The sequence below is a fragment of the Cellulomonas sp. P4_A2 genome (assembly GCF_056402515.1).
In genome coordinates this window covers 85,074-103,863 of the sequence record NZ_JBFUHG010000006.1, presented here as the reverse complement: position 1 = coordinate 103,863, position 18,790 = coordinate 85,074, and the positions used below count along the sequence as shown (strand labels likewise).

10 protein-coding genes are annotated in these 18,790 nt (G+C 73.8%); all 10 read right to left on the bottom strand.

Going from position 1 to position 18,790, the window contains the following annotated elements:
- Positions 1-2: 2 nt before the first annotated feature.
- The 10 genes from AC1DUE_RS08225 to AC1DUE_RS08180 all read right to left on the bottom strand — a co-directional run bounded on the left by AC1DUE_RS08225 (position 3) and on the right by AC1DUE_RS08180 (position 18,769).
- A complete protein-coding gene (locus tag AC1DUE_RS08225; protein WP_477038916.1) occupies positions 3-4,136 on the bottom strand; it encodes a hypothetical protein in 4,134 nt (1,377 codons plus the stop codon).
- Between the two features lie 62 nt (positions 4,137-4,198).
- Positions 4,199-5,203 carry a hypothetical protein gene (locus AC1DUE_RS08220; RefSeq protein ID WP_477038915.1) on the bottom strand — a complete coding sequence of 335 codons (1,005 nt, stop codon included), beginning with the start codon at positions 5,201-5,203 and terminating at the stop codon, positions 4,199-4,201.
- The gene (locus AC1DUE_RS08215; protein WP_477038914.1) at positions 5,200-9,480 is read right to left on the bottom strand and encodes a hypothetical protein; all 4,281 of its coding nucleotides are present in this window, start codon (positions 9,478-9,480) and stop codon (positions 5,200-5,202) included. Before AC1DUE_RS08215 ends, AC1DUE_RS08220 begins: the two co-directional genes overlap by 4 nt.
- Positions 9,473-11,056 (bottom strand): baseplate J/gp47 family protein, encoded by a 1,584-nt coding sequence (locus AC1DUE_RS08210; protein ID WP_477038913.1) that lies wholly within the window; start codon positions 11,054-11,056, stop codon positions 9,473-9,475. The genes AC1DUE_RS08215 and AC1DUE_RS08210 overlap by 8 nt, the downstream gene beginning before the upstream one ends.
- Positions 11,053-11,547, bottom strand: a complete 495-nt coding sequence (locus tag AC1DUE_RS08205; RefSeq protein ID WP_477038912.1) for a GPW/gp25 family protein — start codon at positions 11,545-11,547, stop codon at positions 11,053-11,055. The genes AC1DUE_RS08210 and AC1DUE_RS08205 overlap by 4 nt, the downstream gene beginning before the upstream one ends.
- Before the next feature lie 43 nt (positions 11,548-11,590).
- Complete coding sequence (locus AC1DUE_RS08200) at positions 11,591-11,923, bottom strand: hypothetical protein (RefSeq protein ID WP_477038911.1); 333 nt, start codon at positions 11,921-11,923, stop codon at positions 11,591-11,593.
- A gap of 24 nt (positions 11,924-11,947) precedes the next feature.
- Complete coding sequence (locus AC1DUE_RS08195; RefSeq protein WP_477038910.1) at positions 11,948-12,748, bottom strand: phage baseplate assembly protein V; 801 nt, start codon at positions 12,746-12,748, stop codon at positions 11,948-11,950.
- A complete protein-coding gene (locus tag AC1DUE_RS08190) occupies positions 12,745-13,821 on the bottom strand; it encodes a hypothetical protein (protein WP_477038909.1) in 1,077 nt (358 codons plus the stop codon). Before AC1DUE_RS08190 ends, AC1DUE_RS08195 begins: the two co-directional genes overlap by 4 nt.
- Positions 13,797-14,684 (bottom strand): hypothetical protein, encoded by an 888-nt coding sequence (locus AC1DUE_RS08185; RefSeq protein ID WP_477038908.1) that lies wholly within the window; start codon positions 14,682-14,684, stop codon positions 13,797-13,799. Before AC1DUE_RS08185 ends, AC1DUE_RS08190 begins: the two co-directional genes overlap by 25 nt.
- The gene (locus AC1DUE_RS08180; protein ID WP_477038907.1) at positions 14,681-18,769 is read right to left on the bottom strand and encodes a peptidoglycan-binding protein; all 4,089 of its coding nucleotides are present in this window, start codon (positions 18,767-18,769) and stop codon (positions 14,681-14,683) included. The genes AC1DUE_RS08185 and AC1DUE_RS08180 overlap by 4 nt, the downstream gene beginning before the upstream one ends.
- Positions 18,770-18,790: the final 21 nt, after the last annotated feature.

Below are 18,790 nucleotides of genomic sequence, written 5' to 3'. Positions count from 1 at the left end.
CCCTACTCGAACACCACGCGCCGGCCCTGGTCGCGGACCAGGACGCGGGCCTCGGCGATCATCGCGGCGGCCTGCTTGTCGGACACGCCGCGCAGGGCCGCCACGGTGGCCCGGTCCGCCTTCGCGAGCGTCACCACGTCGGTGATGCCGGAGGCGGCCAGCGCGGCGGCGCGGTGCTCGGCGATGCCGTCGATGGCCAGGATCGGGGCGTCGACGCGCACGCGGCTGACGACCGCCGGACCCGAGTAGCTGGCCTGCTGCGCGAGGACCGTGACCTGCGAGGCGGGCCGGACGGCGGCGACGCGGTCGAGCACCTGGAACTGCTGCAGGCGCACCGGCTGGGCGTGCAGCGCCACCCGGCCACCGACGCGGACGCGCTCCGCGCCGCACGTCTGGCACGGGGTCACGGTGACGGGCCGGCCGGCCGGCGACACCGCCGCGACCGCCTTCGTCGCCGGCGTGTGGGAGCCGCAGGACTGGCAGTAGCAGGACTCGCCCTCGGGACCGTCGCCGCTCGGGGTGGCCGGGCACAGGCCGCCGGACGGGACCGCCACCGGCGGTGAGACCCCGGCGTCGAACGTGACCGCGACGTCGGTCATGCGGACCTCGCCGGGCGCCTGGGACGCGAAGTAGAGGCCGACGTCCGCGGGGGCGCCCATCGAGAGCGTGAGCTCGCTCAGGACGACGGCCGACCCGGCGGGCAGGACGATGCCGAGGGTCGCCTCCGTCGCGCCGGCCGGCACCGTCCCGCCGGCGGAGCGGCGGTCGAAGTCGAGCGCGTCGAGCGGGACCCGGGCGACCGGGCCCAGGACGGCACCCGCGTCGTCGGTGAACGTGAGCTCGACGGCCACGCCGGGCTCGCCGCTGACCGTCGCGGAGAGCTGCAGGTCGTAGGCGTCGCCCGGGGTCGCGGCGACGTGCTGGCTGACCGTGTCGGGGACCGCGCCGCCGTTGGAGAGCGTCACGCCCGAGCCCGTGGGCGCGGAGGTCGTGGTGGGCGACGACGGGGTCCAGGTCGAGGAGACGACGTCGGCGGACCCGACGAGGCTGACCTTGTCGACGGCCAGGATGAGCTCGGGAGTGAAGAACCGGATCTCGGCCTGGGTGGCGTTCGCGGGTGCGACCAGGACGGCCTCGTGGTGCGGGATGGCGTCCACCGACGGGCGCTTCTCCAGGTCGATCGCGGTGACGGGCACCCGGTCGACCCGCTCGCCCGAGCAGCGGTCGCCCTTCCAGCGCACCTGCGCGACGGCCCCCTCGACGAACGCGATCCCGTCGAACGAGAACCGGTACCGCGCTCCCCCGACGGCGGGCACGACCTGGGACATCGACGACGCCTGGACGGTCGGCGCGGGCTCGGCCTCGGCCGGGTCGGAGGCACGTTCGGTGGGCCTCTTCGACGCCACGGACGCCAGACCCAGCACCGCGAACACCTCGCCGGTCGTCGCGAGTCCCGCGGGTCGCACGGACCCGGCGGTGATCTCCCACTCGGCCGGCACGGCGTCGCCGAGCGTCAGCACGTTGGCGGACGACGCCCCCGAACCGACGGCGACGGCGTGCGTGCCCGCCGCGTTGATCGCGACGTGGGCGTTGTCGAGGTTCGGCAGGTCGACCGGCCGGTCGCCGGTGAGACGTCGGTCGGACGCGTCGAACGCGACCGCCGACCCACCGGCGATCACGACGCCGATCTGCCCGGTCGGGTCGACGGCGAACGCCTGGGTCGGGCGGTCGTTGTCGACGCCCAGGTCCAGGTCCAGCTCCGTGGACAGGTCGGCCGCGCGCAGGTATCGGACCTCCTGCGGGCCGAGCACGAGGATCGACTGCGTGTCCGGCGTCACGGTGACCGCGCGGGCGCCCGGCTGCACGGCGATCTCGTCGGACGTCCCGCTCGCGACGGCCGCGCGGTCGGCGTACGTGACGACGCTCGACGCGGGCACCCCGGTCGCGTCGTCGACCTCGACCAGCAGTACCACGCGCCCGTCGGGCCCGACGGCGAGGTCGACCGGCCTGCCGGTCTCGACGGCCCTCGGAAGCGACGACCAGGGCACCGTCGAGCCCGCCGCGGCGGCCCGCAGGTCGGACCAGCCGACGTGCCGCACAGCCGACGCGATGCCCGCCTGGGTGCTCGTCGCACCCAGCAGGTAGACGCCCTGACCGTCCGGGGCGGCCGCCATCCGACCGATGCCCTCGGGCACCGCGACGGGTGCGCCGACCGGCCGGCCGGTGTCGGTGTCGACGAGCACCAGGACGCCGCGCGGGCCGCCGCTCGCCACCCCGACGACGCGGAGCTGGTCCAAGGAGACCAGGGCGGTCCGGCCCGACGCGTCCACGACGATCGCCCCGGGGGCACCCACCCCGATGGCCTCGTCGACCTCGGGCATCCGCGTGAACACGTTGGACCGCACGTACCGCGCGGCGACCGTGGAGCCGTCGGACTGCTGCTGCGTGGCCAGGTGGGCGATCGCGCTGTCCGGCCCGAACGCGACGACGCCGAGGAACTCGTCGGGCCGGCGCAACGGGAGCGTGCGGCCGTCCCGCACCACGGTGCCGACCCGGTACCAGTCGACGAAGTCGCCGTTGGCGACGCGCTCCCCACCGCCCGCGGTGGCCCCGGCACCGGCCGACGCGAGCGCGGTGTTCACGGCCCGGGCAACCTCGGGGAAGCCGAGGCCGAAGTCGACGGTGCCCGATGCGGCGAACCGCTGCAGGTCGACGGCAACCTCGGTGCCACCCGCACCGACGCGGAGCTCGAGCGGCAGCTGGAACCCCTCGGTCGTGTGCCGCAGGCGCAGGTGGGCGCCCAGCGCGCCGGACGCGTCGCCGACGACGGCGCGCCACGACAGGCCGCCGTCGCGCGTCAGCTGGAGGACGGGTGGGGGCGGCGGGGTACCGCCGACCGCCGTCGGTGGGGCGGCGCCCGCACCGGTGTCCGGGCCGGCGCTCCACGCGGCGGTCCCCTCGCGGACCTGCAGCACCATCCACCGGCGCTGGCCGGCGACCACCTCGACCTCGGCCGGCAGCGGGACGCTGACCCAGGTGGGGCTGCCCGCGGCGTCACGCGTCAGGCTGACCGTCGCGGGCCGGCTGAGCATCGAGGCGCGGCCCGGCTTGCCGTCGAGGTCGTCGACGAGGTCGATCGCGAGCGTGACGGCCGAGGTCACGGCGGTGAGCAGGAGGTCGACGGACGTGGCCACCTGCGTGCCCGGCAGGACGAACGGCTGGGCGAGCGACTGCCCGGCGGCGACCTGCACGAGCTCGGTCGCGGCGGCACCGGTGACCGGCCCGTAGACGACCCGCGTCTCGGCGAACGCACCCTGCACGCGCCCCACGGTCCCGCCCTCGACGGCGACCATCCCCGGCGGGACGCTGACCGAGAGCTTCCCCTGACCGGCGACCGGCGTGCCGTCGTACGCGTACGGCGCCGAGACCGTCCGCACGCCCTCCGGCGACCCGCTGACCGCGAGCGTGAAGTCGAGCTCGAGGGCGAGGTCAAGGCGCGCGATCGTGTCGGAGTGCAGCAGGAACGGCACGACGTAGCAGCCGTTCTCCACGTCCAGCGTGGGCAGCAGGCCGTTGAGCAGGTCGGAGAAGTCGCCGGTGGAGGTCGGGTCCACCAGGTCGCCGAGGTGCGAGAAGAACACCGGGCCGCCCTCGACGGCGAGCGTGAGGTTGCTCGGTGGCGACGACACCCGCACCTGGCTGACGTCGGGCGAGCCCGCGACGGGGATGCGCAGGCCCGTCACGGTCAGTCCGGGCAGGTCCATCGAGTCCGCCGACGCCAGGGCCGGCCCGGAGCCGAGCCCGCCGCTCGTGTTGACGCCCAGGTAGCCGCCGCCGATGTCGACGAACACCGACCCGCCCCCCAGACCCGACCCGGCCAGGGACGCGAGCTTGCGGCGCGCGTGCAGGTCGACCTCGACGGCCCCGTTCGTCGTGACCTTGTTGGCACCCCAGTCCCCCACGCCGCCCGTGAAGCTGAGCGTCTCGAGGAACCGCCGGCCCGCGTCCGTGCTCACGGGCGTCAGCGCGAGCACGGCGCGCGTCACGACGGCCCCCACGGGCACACGCCGCAGGACCAGGCGACGGTCGCGCTCGAACGGCAGCTGCCGCCCGGCGTGACCCGCGACCACGCGCATCGGTGGACCTCTCTCGTCGTCGGAAATCAGGTCGGGAACGGGAAGGAGCAGGACGGGCCGGCTCAGACCTTCAGCAGGATCATCAGCTTGAGCTCGGAGTCGAACTCGCGGGTGCCGATGTACTCGCGGGCCGCCTCCTCGTCGTCGTTGCCGCCCTCGTCGGCGAGCGTGCCGTCCTTCGGCGGGACGTCGTGCACCGCCTCGCCCGTGAACCACACGGCGGTGCGGTTGTTGTCGAGGTGCGAGATGTGGACGTTGGCCGGCTTGGGGAACACCGCCGCCAGGCCGTTGTCGAGCTGCGGGAGCCCGACGAAGTTCTCCGTCCGGTGCGGGCGGAACTGGAAGACGATGTCGTTCCAGTCGCCGTTCGCCTTGAGCTGCTTGACGGTCTGCTGCTCCTTGCAGCACCGCTCGAGCCACGGCGAGTGGGAGTACTGGTCGTCGCCGAACTGGTCGTTCGGGTCCTTGTAGAACGCCTTCCAGAACTCGGTCTCCAGGTCGTCGAGCGTCGTCGTGTCGGTGTACGGCACGTCGTAGCGGGCGAGCATGTCCGCGAACGGGATCCCGCGCTCGGGCAGGTCCGGCGCCTGGATGTTCACCGAGATCCGCTTCGACGGGTTGTCCGGGTCGTTGACGCGGACGCGCTTCTCCTCGGAGTTGTGCAGGTAGAAGGTCGCGTAGGTCAGGCGCGTCTCGTCGTCCTCGCGGGTGACGACCGCGAAGTACTCGAGCTTGTAGAGGTCGACCAGCGGTGCGGTCCCGAGCTCGTGCTCGAGGACGGTGACCTCGCCCGCGCGCAGGATCTTGAACAGCTGCTGGTAGCCGCTGCGGCCGCGCACCTCGTCGAGCACGCGCTTGGTGATCTCGTCGGTCAGCGCGTCGAGGTCCTTGCCCTCGAGGTGGTCCGCGTCGTCGGCGCTGGCCACGTGCGTCACCGCGTCGGCGGCGGCCTGCGACGTCGAGCGGATGTCGTCGTGGATCTTGTCCTGCAGGGTGTTCCAGTCCTCGGCGGTCAGCAGGTCGCCGGGGTCGCGCTTCACGTACGGCGCGTCGGTCGTCTCGCTCATGATGTTCCTTCCTCGGGCGGTCTGGGTTGGCCGACTGCCACCCGGTCCCTGGTGACAACTGCACGGATCCCGGCGGCCTTGGCCGTGCCGACGCCCTGGGGGCGCGGCGCGAGGAGGTCGTCGGCGAGGGTGGGCAGCGGCGGTCCGAGCACGGTGCTGCGGGCGTTCTCGAACGCGCTGCCGGTGAAGAAGACGTCGAGGTCGAAGATCGCGGGGCCGGCCACGCGGGCGCTCACCGAGATCCGGTTGCCGTACGTGCCGACCTCGGCCGCGCGCAGCACCAGGAAGCGCGAACCGAAGCCCGGGTCGGCCAGGTACAGCCGCGCGGCCTGGTCCGGCCGGCCGAGCGAGAGGTGCACGGGGTCGCGGAAGGGCAGCGTCACGGCCGACCAGCCGATCGGCACCTGCGCGACGAACATCGGGTCCGCCTCGACCAGGCGCGAGTCCGCGTTGATCCGCGTGACGATGTGGCTCGGGTCGTCGACCGGCTCGGTCACGACGCCCGCGAGATGCTCCGGCTCGCCCGCTCCGAACCGCACCACGCCGAGCTCCTCGCCGAAGCGGACGTCGAGCTCGCGCGGGAGGTTGACCACGAACGAACCGGCCTCGTGGCTGTCCCACGTGACCTGGACCTGCGCGGTCGCCGCGTGCGGCTCGGTCCCGGCGAACACGGCCGGCACCGCCGACGGGCCGAACCGGCTGAGGTCGAAGATCGCCTCCTCGGAGCAGGAGCCGCCCGCGAACTCGTCGTCGTCGAACACCGCGGAGTCGAACCGCGCCGCCCGGCACTCGGTGTAGCTCCACGTGTTCCGGCCGCGACGGACCGTGAGCGGGTCGGCGCCGGTCACCAGGACCGGGACGTCGTGCGTGGCCCCGCCCACGGTGACCGTCGCGACGACGTCCCCCGACGGCCCGACCTCGAGCACGAGCCGTCCGCCCGCCACGACCGCGCCGTCGATGCGCACCGACCAGCCCGCCGACGGGTCGGCCAGGCGCGGGCCGGCGACCCCTGCGGCGGTGTCGAGCACGACGCGACCGGGCACGGCCGCGGCACCGGTGTTGCTGAACCGCAGGGCCGAGCCGTGCCGGACCGCGGAGGTGACCTGGTCGGTGGCCGGCGGGTACTCCTGCAGGTCCAGGAATCGGACGGGGACCACCTCGACGCGGCTGTCGGGTCCGTCGGACGACGAGACCAGCCGCAGCGTGTCGGCAGGGCCGCGCTGCGCGACGCCGGGCAGCGCCGTGTCGATCGCGACGATGACCTCGCTCAGCATGGTCGCCGACGGGACGACCCCGGCGATGTCCACGTCGACCGGTTCGCCGCCGTCGATCGCCAGCCGCAGCACCGACCGCTCGCTGAGGTCCACGGGTCCGATCAGGTCCACGACCCCGTCGACCGTGGCGGGCCCGGGCGCGACGCCCGAGGCCTGTCGCGGACCGGATCCCAGCACGACAGGTGCCGCGTCCCCCGCACCCGACCGGCCCAGCACCAGGTGGCTGTTCGGTCCCGTCGTCGGGGAGGTGATCTGCAGCGCGACGCCGCCGGGGATCGCGACGGTCGTGGCGTTCGCGGTCGTGGCGGCGTTGATCGCGGCCGCGAGGACGCCCGCGGGCACGGCGCTCGGGTCGTCCGCCGCGGCCGTGAGGTCGACCGTCACCGGGTCCTCGCGGTCCACGGTGAGCACGAGCAGGTGCGCCAGGTGCAGGTCGACGCCGGCCGTCAGGTCGCGCACGCCGACGATCCGGGCCGACGAGGCCGGCAGGCCGACGTAGGTGCGCGGGGCCGAGATGCCGAGAACCGCCGCCGTGGCGTCGGTCCCGGCGGTCGGGGCCTCGATCACCAGCCCGGCCGCGGCCGTGAGGAGCAGGTGCTCACCGTCGTGGGCGGCCAGCGAGCCGCCGAGCGCGAAGTTGATCTGCGCGACGAGCTGGCTCAGCGGCCGGACGGTCGTCGCGACGCCGTCGCCCACGGGCACGTCGACCGGCGCGGCGCCGTCCACGCCGAGCCGCAGGGCCGCGTCCGCGGGAAGGGAGACGCCCTCGGCCAGGTCGACCGTGCCGACGAACCGCACGTTCGCCGCGCCGCGACCCCGGACGTCGTCGGGGACCTGGGCGGGGGCGTCGCCGAATACGAGGCTCAGGGCGTCGAGCGCCTGCGGGGGTGCCACGACGACGCGCGAGCCGGCGCCCGGGACCGGGTCGGTGAGCGTGACCGTGTGGCCGTCGGTCTGTGCGCTTCCCGCGAAGACGGCGGTGATCCTCTCGACGACCTCGGCGGGTGTGGTCGCGCGCGGGCGGGGTCCGGCGAGGTCGATGTCGACGGGCGCCGCGTCGCCGATGCCGAGCCGCAGCCACCGGTTCACGGTCAGGTCGATGCCCCCGGAGAGGTCGGGCGTCCCGGTCAGCCGGGCCGACGTCGCGGTCGTCCCGGTCGCGCTGCGGGACGTGAACCCGAGCACCGTGGTCGCGGCGTCGTCGGTGACGCGGGCGCGCGTGACGAAGCGGCGTCGCGACGTGCTGGTCAGCGGCCGCACCTCGAGCCGGCCGCCCGCGCCCTCGGTGGGCGACACGAGCACGAGGTGGGCCCCGTCGTCGGAGGCCACCGGGTCGTCGTCGGGCCGGCCGAGCCCGGTGTTGATCGCGGTCGCGATCTCCTCGAGCGTCGCGTGCGTGCGGTCCGCGGCGTGCGAGGTGAGATCGACGTGCACCGGCTCGGCGCCGTCGAGGGCCAGCACGAGGGTGTCGCGGGCGGAGAGGTCCACCGTGCCCGCGAGGTTCGCCGTGCCCGTGACGGCGGCGGTGACCGGCGGCGCGCCGTGCGCGGACCTCGGGCGCAGGCCCATCACCGGCTCGGCGGCGTCGCCGTCCACGTCCTCGACGCGCAGCTGACCGGTCTCCCCCTCGGTCGGCGAGACGAGCGTGACCCGGTCGCCGTCGTGCGACGCGACCGTGGCGCCGACGCCCTCGTTCACCGACGCGACGATCTCGGCGGGGGTCGTGGCGTCGGGATCCAGCCCCGCGATGTCGATCGAGACGGCCGGGTCGGCGTCGACCTGGAGCCGCAGGACCGAGGCCGTGCGCAGGTCGACGCCCAGGCCGATGCTGCGGTCCGAGACGACCGTGGCCTTGCGCGCCGCAGAACCCGTCGCGCTGCGCGGCGCCTGCCCCAGCAGCAGGTCGGCCGCGGGCTGCGCGGCGGGGTCGAGGACCACGAGCGAGCCGGCCGGGCCGAGGGTCGGGGAGGTCAGCGTGAGGAACCGGCCGTCGTCGGAGGCGACGGTGACGCCGAGGGCCGCGTTGATGGCGTCGGTCACGTCGGCGAGGTCCACGGCGGCCGGGTCGGGCGCGAGGGCGGCGCAGTCGATCTCGGCCAGGCGGGTCGCGTCGACGGCGAGGCGCAGGTAGCGCGCGTCGGTGAGGTCGAGGGCCGTCGACAGGTCGGGCGTCCCGACGATCCGCGCGTGCGTCGCCGCGACCCCGAGGTACGACCGCGGGCGCAGGCCGAGCACGAGGTCCGCGACGTCGCCGTCCCCGTCGGCAACCTCGACCTGCGCGGTCGGCCCGGTGGACGACGAGGTGAGCACGAGTCGACCGTCGACGAGCTCCGCGACCCCGGGGAGCTCCGCCTCGATCGCGCCGACGATCTCCGCGGCGGTGACGGCGGCCGGGTCAGCAGCACCGGACGCGAGGTCGACCCGCACCGCCCCGGCACCGTCGAGCGCGAGCCACAGCGCGGACCGCGCGCTCAGGTCGACGCTCTCGGGGAGCACCACGGACCCGGTCAGCGCGGCCGGCGCCGCGGGCAGCCCGATCGACGAGACCGCGGGCACGCCCAGCACGAGCGACGCCGCATCCGCGCCGACCGGCTGCGAGGTGACGAGCACCGGCTCGGGCCGCGACCACCAGGTGTCCAGGGCCTCGTCCTCGATGTGCAGCCCGAGGGCCTCCGCCGTGGTCCGCAGGATCCCCTGCACGGTGACCGTGCTGTCGAGCTGCGTCCTGACGTACCGGCGCAGGTGCTCGCGGAACTCCTCGACGCTCTCGTCGGGCCTCGGCGCCAGGCCGTAGAGGGCGCCGAACCGGGCAAGGTCGAACACCTCGGTCTCGCCCGCATCGGCGAACTCGACCCAGTGCGCCCGCATGACGGCGACGAGGGCGTTCTCGGCGGCCTGGAGCTCCCCGCCGTAGGCGTCCACGAGGGCGCGCAGCGCGGACGGGTCCCCCCGCAGCTTGAACGTCGGCGGGAGGTTGGCCAGGATCCGGTCGGCCTTAGGCACCGGCGTCCTCCGTCCCGACGTCGCCGGGCACCATCTGCAGCGCGATCCACCACGGGTCGCCCGCGACGGTCGCCGAGACCTGGAACGTGCCGGCCTCGATCTCGGCGTCGGTGGCGGGTGCCCCGGTGGGACCGAGCAGCAGCGACCGGTCCGGGACGGCGCCGCCGCTCGGCGCCTGGCTGCCGGTCGCGTCGACGGCGGCGACCAGCGCGTCCCGCAGCCCGTCCGGAGGTGCCAGCAGCACCGCCTGCAGGAGCGCGTCGACGAGGGCGCCGTCCCCGTCGGGTCCGGCCAGGTCGGCGCGGGCGACGACGACGTCCGCGATGACCGCGGCGGTCACGTCGTCGACGTCCGTGACGGCCTTCAGCATCGCGGCGCCGTCGGCCGGGTTCCCGCGCGAGAGGCCGTCCACGTAGGCCTGCAGGGCGGCGACGATGTCGGTCCGCACCTGCTCCTTGCCAGGGTTGGACAGCCCGCCGGTGATCGTCGCGCGGATCCGCGGGGTGATGAACACGTACCGCGCGACGAGTGTCGCGAGCACGCCTGCGGCGCGGGTGGTGTGCACGGCGTCGAGCAGGCTCGGGAGGCGTTCCGGCTCGGCGTCCACGACGACGGTCACCGTGCCCGGCTCGGACCGGTTGGCCAGCGGGCTGTTCGGGTCGAAGAACTCGACGGGCGTCCCGCGGCCCTCCCGGATCGCCCGGTCGAGAGCGGCGAGCGTCGCCTTGCCGAGCCCGCGCAGCACGGCCTTGGCGCGCGTGCGCAGCTCGTCGTCCGTCTCGTCGGCGGCCGCCCGCAGCGTGGCGTCGAGGTTGCTCACGCGCTCGATGCCGCCGACCGGCTGCGACATCTCCGTGATCGTCCCGGCGGCCACGAGCCCGGGGTCGCCGGCGAACCCGGTGTCCGCGCGCACGGGCACGTCGATGCGCACCTGACCGCGCTGCAGCGTCCGCACCTGGGTGGTGACGAACACGACCGACCCGCTCGTCGTCGTCAGACGGGTCCCGGCGGGGATCGTGATGTTGCCGTCGACCGTCGGGCTGCGGAAGAACGTGACCAGCCCCTCGGCGAACTCGGCGGTCTTGCGCGTGACGTCGAGGATCGCGACCACGTAGTCGAGCGACTTCGCCGTCGCGAAGTCGACGAACGCCGACAGGTAGGCGAGGTTGATCTGCTCGTAGACCGTCGCGACCTCGCGGCCGACCGCCTCGGTGAGCGTGCGGGTGACCGAGCCGACGTTGATGTCCGACAGGGGCGAGCGGGAGTCGACGCGGAAGTAGTCGACGTAGAAGGTCGAGTCGTCCTTGGGCAGCGTGCCGTCGTCGAGCCACACCACCACGTTGGTGACGGGGCTGAACTCGAAGTCGATCCGCGCCAGGAACGTCCGGGCCTGCCCGTCCTCGGTCATGCCGGTGATGCCCCGGACCCCCGAGGACGGCTCCGCGAGCGCGTAGGTGAGCACCTTGAGGTCGAACCGGATCGGCTCGTTGACCACGCCGCCGACCACCGACGTGAGGATGTCGTCGACCAGGTCCCCGAACGGGCGGTTGACCAGGGTCACCGTGTCGATGTTCACGAGACACCCCCCTCGAGCGGCACGGGGAAGACGAGGTTCAGCTCGGTGACCTGGTCGATCGCCACGACGGCGGCCCGGATGTCGACGAAGGTCGGCTGCCCCGGGCGCGTGTCGACGGTGAGCGAGCGGACCGACGCGACCCGCGGCTCCTCGTTCAGCGCCTGCAGCGCGTAGAGCTTGGCCTTGTTGCGGGTGGTCTCGGTGTTCGGCTCCCCGATCAGCTCGTGCAGGCGGCTGCCGTAGGTGGGGTGGCCGAGGTGCGCGAGCTCTCCCTGCTGCGTGAGGAAGCGCAGGATCAGCGCCTGCTGGAGGTCCTCGACGCCCTCGAGCCTCTGCAGGTCGTGCGGGGACTGCACCGGGTTCGCGGGGTCGAGCTGCTGCGGGCGGACGGCGACGTACAGGTCGTCGCCGCGCTCGCGCTGCTCGGCGTGCTCAAGACCGCCGAGGAGGCGCAGGTCGGCGCCGAACAGGGCTGCCGTCGGCGTGCTCATCGCTGCGTCCTCTCGTTGGTGGGGTTCGGGATCGCGGGCCCGGTCATGGCGGCCACGAGTCGTTCACGAAGGTCGCGGCAGGCGGCCCGATGATCGTCAGCACCCCCGGCGGCGACGGGATCATGTCGCCCATCCGCACCAGGCCGGCGCCGCTCACGGTCACGCCGGTGCTGCCCAGCGGTCCGATCGTCAGCGGGTAGGGCACGCCGGTCACGGAGTTGACCATCAGGCAGATCGACCCGGTGGTGGCCAGCGGCATGCCGCCCGCCGTCAGGAACGGAGGCAGGATCACGAGGATCGTGCCGGTGTCCGGCGCGCCGGCCGCGCCGGGCGTGACCATGACGGAGGCGCCGATGGTGACGGGCATCCCTGGCATCGCTGGTCCTCCTTCCTGGTCGGGTCACGGGGTGAACGACGTCATGCCCTTGACGGAGATCGAGGCGCCCTGGACGGTCGCTCCCGCGGTGCCCTCGAGCGAGGCCATGAGCCCCTTGACGGTCGCGCTCGACCCCGCCTCGGCGGTCAGGCTCGAGCCGGCCTTGACCGACACCGACCCGCCGGCCTCCAGCGTCATGTCGCCCGCCGCCTTGAGCGTCACGTCGCCCGCCGACTCGAGCGTCACGTCGCCGTCCTGGTCCATCACGACGGTCGACGAGCCGGACTTCACGGTGACCGTGCCCCCGCTGGACCCCGACTGGTCGAGGACGAGCTCGGTCTTGCCCGCGGTCGCAGTGACCACGCCGTCGACGATCCGCACCGTGATCTTGGGCGGCATCTCGAAGACCATCTCCCGCTTGGGGTCCTGGTCCTGGTGGTTGCGCAGCGCGTAGAGCACGCTCGCGTCGTCGTCCGCGGCCAGCGGGAGCCGCATGACCATCTCGTCGCTCGTGGACAGCGGCGGCCGGTCGACGTCGTCGTACACGCGGGCCATGACCAGCGGGCTGTTCACGTCGCCGTGGTCGAACGCGACGACCACGAGGTCGCCCACGTTGGGGATCGCGACGGACCCCACGTGGCCGGTCGCCACGGGGACCCGCTTGAGCGCCAGGCCGCTGTTCTTGAGCGTGACGTCGACGCCGTAGTTCCCGTCGTCGTCGGCGTCGCTGTGCGGGTAGACCTCCTCGACGATGCCGAGCTCGGTCACGCGCACGGCCGCCAGCTCGTGACGGACGATCGCGGCGATGGTGTCGACGAGGGTCACGGTGCTCCCCCTCCCGGTGCGGCCGCGGCGGCCGCGGCGCCGACGAGGCTGCGCAGCGTGAGGTCGGTGAGCAGGCCGTCGGCCTTGGTGAGCCGGTGCGTCACGCCGCGCACCTGGTACGTGCCGTCGAGCTGGTCCACGCCGGCGCGCGACGGGAACCGCTCGAGCCGCGCGAGGTCGCCGAGCTTCATCTGCGGACGCCCCTGGATCCGGACCCAGACCTGCAGCGCGGACGCCGTGATCGCGTCGGCAATCCCCTGCGCCGCCACGCCCGCGATCTGCGCGGTGCGCATGACAGGCCGCTCGACCACGAGCGTCGGGCTGCCCGTGCCGGCCGTCCCACGCCGCGACGAGGGGTCGTTGGTGAGCCACGACCACGACTCGTCGCCGCGCGAGGAGCCGGGCGACTCGCCCCACACCTCGACCGTCCCGGCGCGCGGCCGGACCCGGGTCTGCTCGGCGGCCAGGATGTGCTCCCCGTACTTGAGGACATGGACCGTCCGGCTGCCGGTCAGGGCCTCGAACACCAGGCCACCCTCGGGCGTCATGTAGGTGTCGAACCCGGCCAGCTCGGCCAGGTCGCGGATGTGCCGGGCGGCGTCGCGACGACCGTCGACCACGTACGCCGAGAGCGCCGGACCGTCCTCGACGCGCTCGACGTCGACGCCGGCCTCGTCGGCGAGCGCGCGCACGATGTCGCCGGCGGACCCGTCCTCGAACGTCCGGTCGAGCCGGGTGCGCAGCAGGGCGTCGGCCGTGGAGTGCCCGATGATCCGCGCGGTGCGCAGCCCCGGCTCCACCGCGACGACCGTGCCGGTGAGCACCCGCAGCAGCCCGTCGTCCTCGTCGGTGTAGCCGAGCTCGACGGACAGGTCGTCGCCCGGCACCGCCCGCAGCCCGCCGACCTGCCCCTGCACGAGCGTCAGGGAGTCGGCCGGGGTGTCCATGTCGAGCACCACGGTCACCTCGATCGCGGTGCTCGCGCGGGCCTCGGCGGTCGTGTCGACCACGTGGTCGCCGATCGTGAGGCGGTAGCCGGGGCGCAGCATCACGACACCTCGCTCGTCAGCCATCGGGCGAGCTCTGGGCTCGTCGTCGCGGGGTCGAGGGGGTCGACGACCTCGTCGCGGACCGCCTCGCGCAGCTGCTCGTCGGCTGCGAAGACCACGGCCGCCGGCAGCGGCTGGGACCGCACGAGGTTCGGCACGTAGACGCTCACGAGATGCCCGCGCAGCTCTCCGAGCCGCGGGTCGAGCGCGCTGCGGAGCATGGCGCGCACGAGGGAGGCGCGCTGCTCCTGCGGGAAGTCCCCCGTGAACGTGACGTCCTCGTACGCCGACACGAGGTAGGCCTCCTGCGCGGCGACGGAGGTCTGCGGGGACGAGGCGATCTGCATGAGCGTCTCGAACCGTTCGACCGAGGCCTTGAGGGCCTCGCGGGTGGCCACCCAGACGTACCGCGCGAAGATCGCGCCACCGGTGGCCCGCTGCCTCTCGGCCGCCGTGAGCAGCGGGTCCGCGACGAGGTGGCGCCTCTGCAGCGCGACCGCGGCGTGCAGGTCGTCGAGGACTGTCGAGGCCTCGACGAGCTGCGTGCAGTGCTCCTCCGTGAGCGCCACGGCCAGGTCCGTCGACGCGGAGTCGCAGAAGGCGACCAGCCGGGTGCCGATGCTCGTCGGCACCTGGGACCAGAGACCGTGGTAGCCGCCCGGGCGGCGCGCGGCGGCCGTGCGGTCGACGATGTCGACCGTCGCGGTCTCGCCCACGGCGGTTCGAGAGCGTCCGCGCAGCACCTCGAGCACCCGCAGTCCGACCGTGCCCGTCCGGGTCAGCATGGAGCCGTCGTCGACCCACGGCCCGAGGTCCTCGGCCACCACCTCGACGACGACCACCAGGCCGGCGTCGACGATCTCGGAGCTCACGGCGTACTCGCTCATGCCCGCGCATCCCTTGCCAGCTGGTCGGTCGAGGCCGGGAACCGCACCTCGACCGGCGTGGTCGATGCCGCGACCGCGGGATTCGTCGTCGTGGTGCCGGCGATCGTCGTGGTCGGGCCGATGACGACGGCGATCGCCCCGGTGCCCGGAGTGACGGTCCACTCGCCCAACTGCGTCCAGCGCACCTGCAGCACGACCGCGTACGCCCGGTCGGCCGGGTCGCCGGTGGCCCCACTGACCGCCGTCCGGTTGGTCCAGACCCCGAGCGTCGAGGAGAACGTCAGTCCGAAGTGGAACTGGCGCAGCGTGGCCGCGGCGAACCCCGGGTGCGTGGCCGGTTCCCCGTCCCCGGGACTGTCGACGGACTCGACGATCCACCGTTCGCCCAGGGCCTGCGGTGTCCGCGACCGGATCCGGCTGCGCGTCAGCGTGGCGGAGTCACCGCCGAGCCCGACGACACCGGCGCCACGGCCCGAGTCGAGCAAGGGGGGCGCGATCAGCGCGGGCGCAGGGTCGCCGGGCAGGAAGATCGGGCTCCCCGCCGTGCCGCCCGTCGCCGCGCCGCGGTTGGACGCGAACACCGTCGGATCCGTGTGTGCGACGCCGCCACCGTCCACGAACGTCCCCGCGATCGCCTCGACCGCGGTCTCGTTGTTGATCCAGCCGCCGAAGAACTGCGCCACCAGGCGTCGGCCGTTCGCGCCGCCGGTCACGAGGTCCACCTGCGCGTTCATGTGCATCGCGGCGGTCGCGGGGGCCGCGATGTTGAACGAGCCCGAGCTCACGTTGATCCCGCCGACCCCGCGCGGCGTGACCGCGAAGTTCGTGCTGCGGGCCACGGAGCTGTCCAGGAACATCGTCGCCCGGCCGAGCACCACGTTGAGCACGAGGTTCGGTTCGCGGTCGATCTTGTGGTCGAACACCCCGTTGCCGTTCCCGTCGACGAACGGCCGCACGTGGAACGTCCCCACGTTGTCGGTGAGCATCGTCGCGGTGGTCGCCCCCGTGGCTGTCACGGTCGGCGCGGCCCCCGCGCTCAGGGCGACGATCCCCGGTGCGTCGTCACCGCCGGACGCCGCCGACAGCCCCCGCGCGCGCTGCGCTCCCCAGAGCACGGGCACCCCCGCGGGCGCCACGGTCACCGAGAGCGTGATCGGCGTCGCCGCGACCACCGAGTTCTCGACCAGGGCGACCGGCGGGTTGACGGTCGGGTCCTCGTCGAAGTCCGCTGCGGCGGGAACCGCGCCGACGGTGACCACGTGCGGCGGGACGGGTGAGTTGCCCAGGCGTGCCGTAGCCGCAGGCGTCGCGGGGATGGTCGCGGTGAGACTGCTCAGCTGGACGACCGTGAGCACGGCGCGGTCGCCGTCGGCCTCGACGGTGTCGATGCCGAGCTGGAGCGACGCGTCCCGCAGCGCCCCGCTGACCGCCGTGCCCTCCACCCAGAACTGGGTGCCCGCCGCCGGTATCGCGGCGTTCGGCAGGTTCACGGGTGCCGGGACGACGGCCTGACCGGCCGCGGCGACCTCGTCGGCGGCCGCGAAGAACCGCGTGCGCGGCGAGAGCGCCGTGAGTACGAGCGTGCCGGTGAAGGCGGCGGGGACGGCCTGCCGGACCGTGACGAGGGCGCGGCCGGCGTGGTTGCCCGTGTCCTGCACCTGCACGAACCGGCCCGGGTTGATCTTCGCGGCCTCGCCCAGCGCCGCCGGCGCGACCCCCGCTGCCGTGCGGCTCTGGTGCAGGTCGAGGAACAGCTCGACCGAGGTCATGGTGTGGGTCGTGCTGTGGCCGGGCGTGCCGTTGACCGTCAGCGCCAGCGTGAGCGTGACGTCGTTGACGGCGGCGCTCGCGGCGCGTCCCTCGGCGAACAGGGTCACGCCTGCGAGCAGCTGCGCCGACGTGAACACGTTGTCGACGCCGTCGAACGTCAGCTCCGTGCCGGCCGTGGCAGCGTCGAAGAAGCGGACCCGGTCGCTGGACCGCGTGAACGTGCCGGTCCCCACGAAGGCGGGGGTGGCGCGCAGCACGACGGGCTTGCGCGCGGGGTTGGTGTGCACCTTCTTCACGACGACGAACGGCGGTCCGGGCGACGTCAGCACCGCGGTCGTCGTCCCGGCGTCGGGCTCGATCCGGCCCGAGATGATCGGGATCACCGACCCGACGGCGCGGTCGACGATGACGATGTCGGCGGGCGCCGACCCGTCGAGCCGGAAGCAGGTCGCGTTGCCCGTGACGTCCGCGAGCGTCTGCGAGCGCGACCGCACGAGGAACGGCCCGTCGACCGAGATGACATACGTGCCGCGGCCCTTCTGCGGCGGGGGCGGCGGGAAGGTGAAGCTGCCGTCGTCGGCGGTCCGGCCGGGCACCGGCGTACCCGCGTGCTCGACGCCGGTGGTCGGGACCTCGCCGTTCAGGTACTCGCCGTCGGGCGCCATGAGCACGTAGGACCCCTGCGCGAACGGTGTGCCGTCCTCGAACGTGATCTTCCCCTCGACCGGGAAGGTGCCCGGCTCGGCGGGCACGCGGCACCACGTGCGGTCGGCCGGCGCGGGTCCCGTGGTGCCCGGCGCGTTCGTCGGGCACGGCTCGCCGTACCGCGTGACGAAGCAGCTGCGGCTCGTCGCCGTGCCGTCGTTCAGGCACCAGCCCCCGCCGCCGGCGCCCTCGGGCACGAGCGCGAGCGTCACCGGCTCGGGCACCTGGCACGGGAATGTGTCCTCCTTGACGAACATCAGCTCCGTGCGCCGGTTCGGCCGCCACGCGGTCGGGATGTTCCGCACGGGGTCCTGCTCGCCGACGCCGATCCAGCGCAGCGGCCCGCTGTCGCAGCCGGCCGCGTTCTTGTTGGGCATGAGCTGGGCGGTCGGGAAGTCGATCGCCTCGTGCGCCAGGTACTCCTCGATCAGCACGGGCCACGTGTCGTCGCCGACCACGCCGTCGGGCGTCAGGCCGTGGTCGGACTGGAACTTCCGGATCGCCTCGTCGGTCAGGGCGGCGTCCTTGCCGACGTTCCCCTGGAAGCGCCCCAGGTCCTGGAGCATGAACTGGATCTCGCGGGTGCCCCAGGTGTCGCGGACGGTGGTGATCGTGCCGCTCGGGCGGGCCCGGCGCAGCTCGTCCCACTCGGCCACCGACTTCGCCGGGTCGCTGCCGAACGTCATCATCGCGTAGGTGGACCGCCCGCGACGCTCGGACAGCGCCTGGTTGTACTCGTCGGAACCCACGAGGTCCGTGTTGCCGACGATCAGCATCTTCTCGTCGGGGTGCGCCGCCGCGTACGCGCGGACCTGCTGCAGCACGTGCCGCTCGCACGGCTCGACGAACGCCTTGTCGAAGTGGAACGTGATGACGAAGACGGTGCCGATCTTCGAGCCGCGGCGCAGGACGATCGTCGCCTGGGCGGTCTCGCCCTCCCGCACCACCACGTCGGCCGAGCCGGTGAGCGTCTCGTGCTGGCCTGTGGGCGTCGCGTTGTCGTCCACCAGGGCGGTCGCGGTCCAGCTGCCCGCCGGGAACGGGTCCTCGAACCACGTGTCGGGCCGGACGCGGTTGGTCAGCACGCGGGCCGTCCCGCCGGCGGGCGGGTTGGCGTCGACCGAGACCTTGACCCGGTCCATGTCGAACGCCGGGTCGCCCTCGACGACCACCGTGATCGCGAGCTTGCCGTCGGTGACCACCGGCGGCGGGGGCGGCGGGATGATGATCGGCTCTTCGTGGATCGGCTCGGCCTCGGTGAGCTCGCGCAGCGTCAGGTGGTACTCGTACGCGCTGTCGCGGCCGGCGAGCTCGCGCACGTCCATCCGCTCGATGATCACGTCGTCCACGAGGGTCGCCGACGAGATGTCGGACACGAACGCGACCGGGTCGCCGGCGTGGAACGAGTCCCGCAGGTCTTTGAGAGAGTCCTGCACCTCCGGCTTGGTGAGCACCCCGGTCAGGGACAGGCGCGCGCCGCGGCGGCCCATGTCCTGCAGGAAGTCGCCCTCGAGCGCAGGGACGGGGTGGCGGACGACGACCTGGTCCTCGTCGGTCTCGACGAGCTGGACCTGCTCCAGCTCGAGGTCACCCAGCATGGGACGCACCACGTCTCGCTCCCCTCCTCTCCG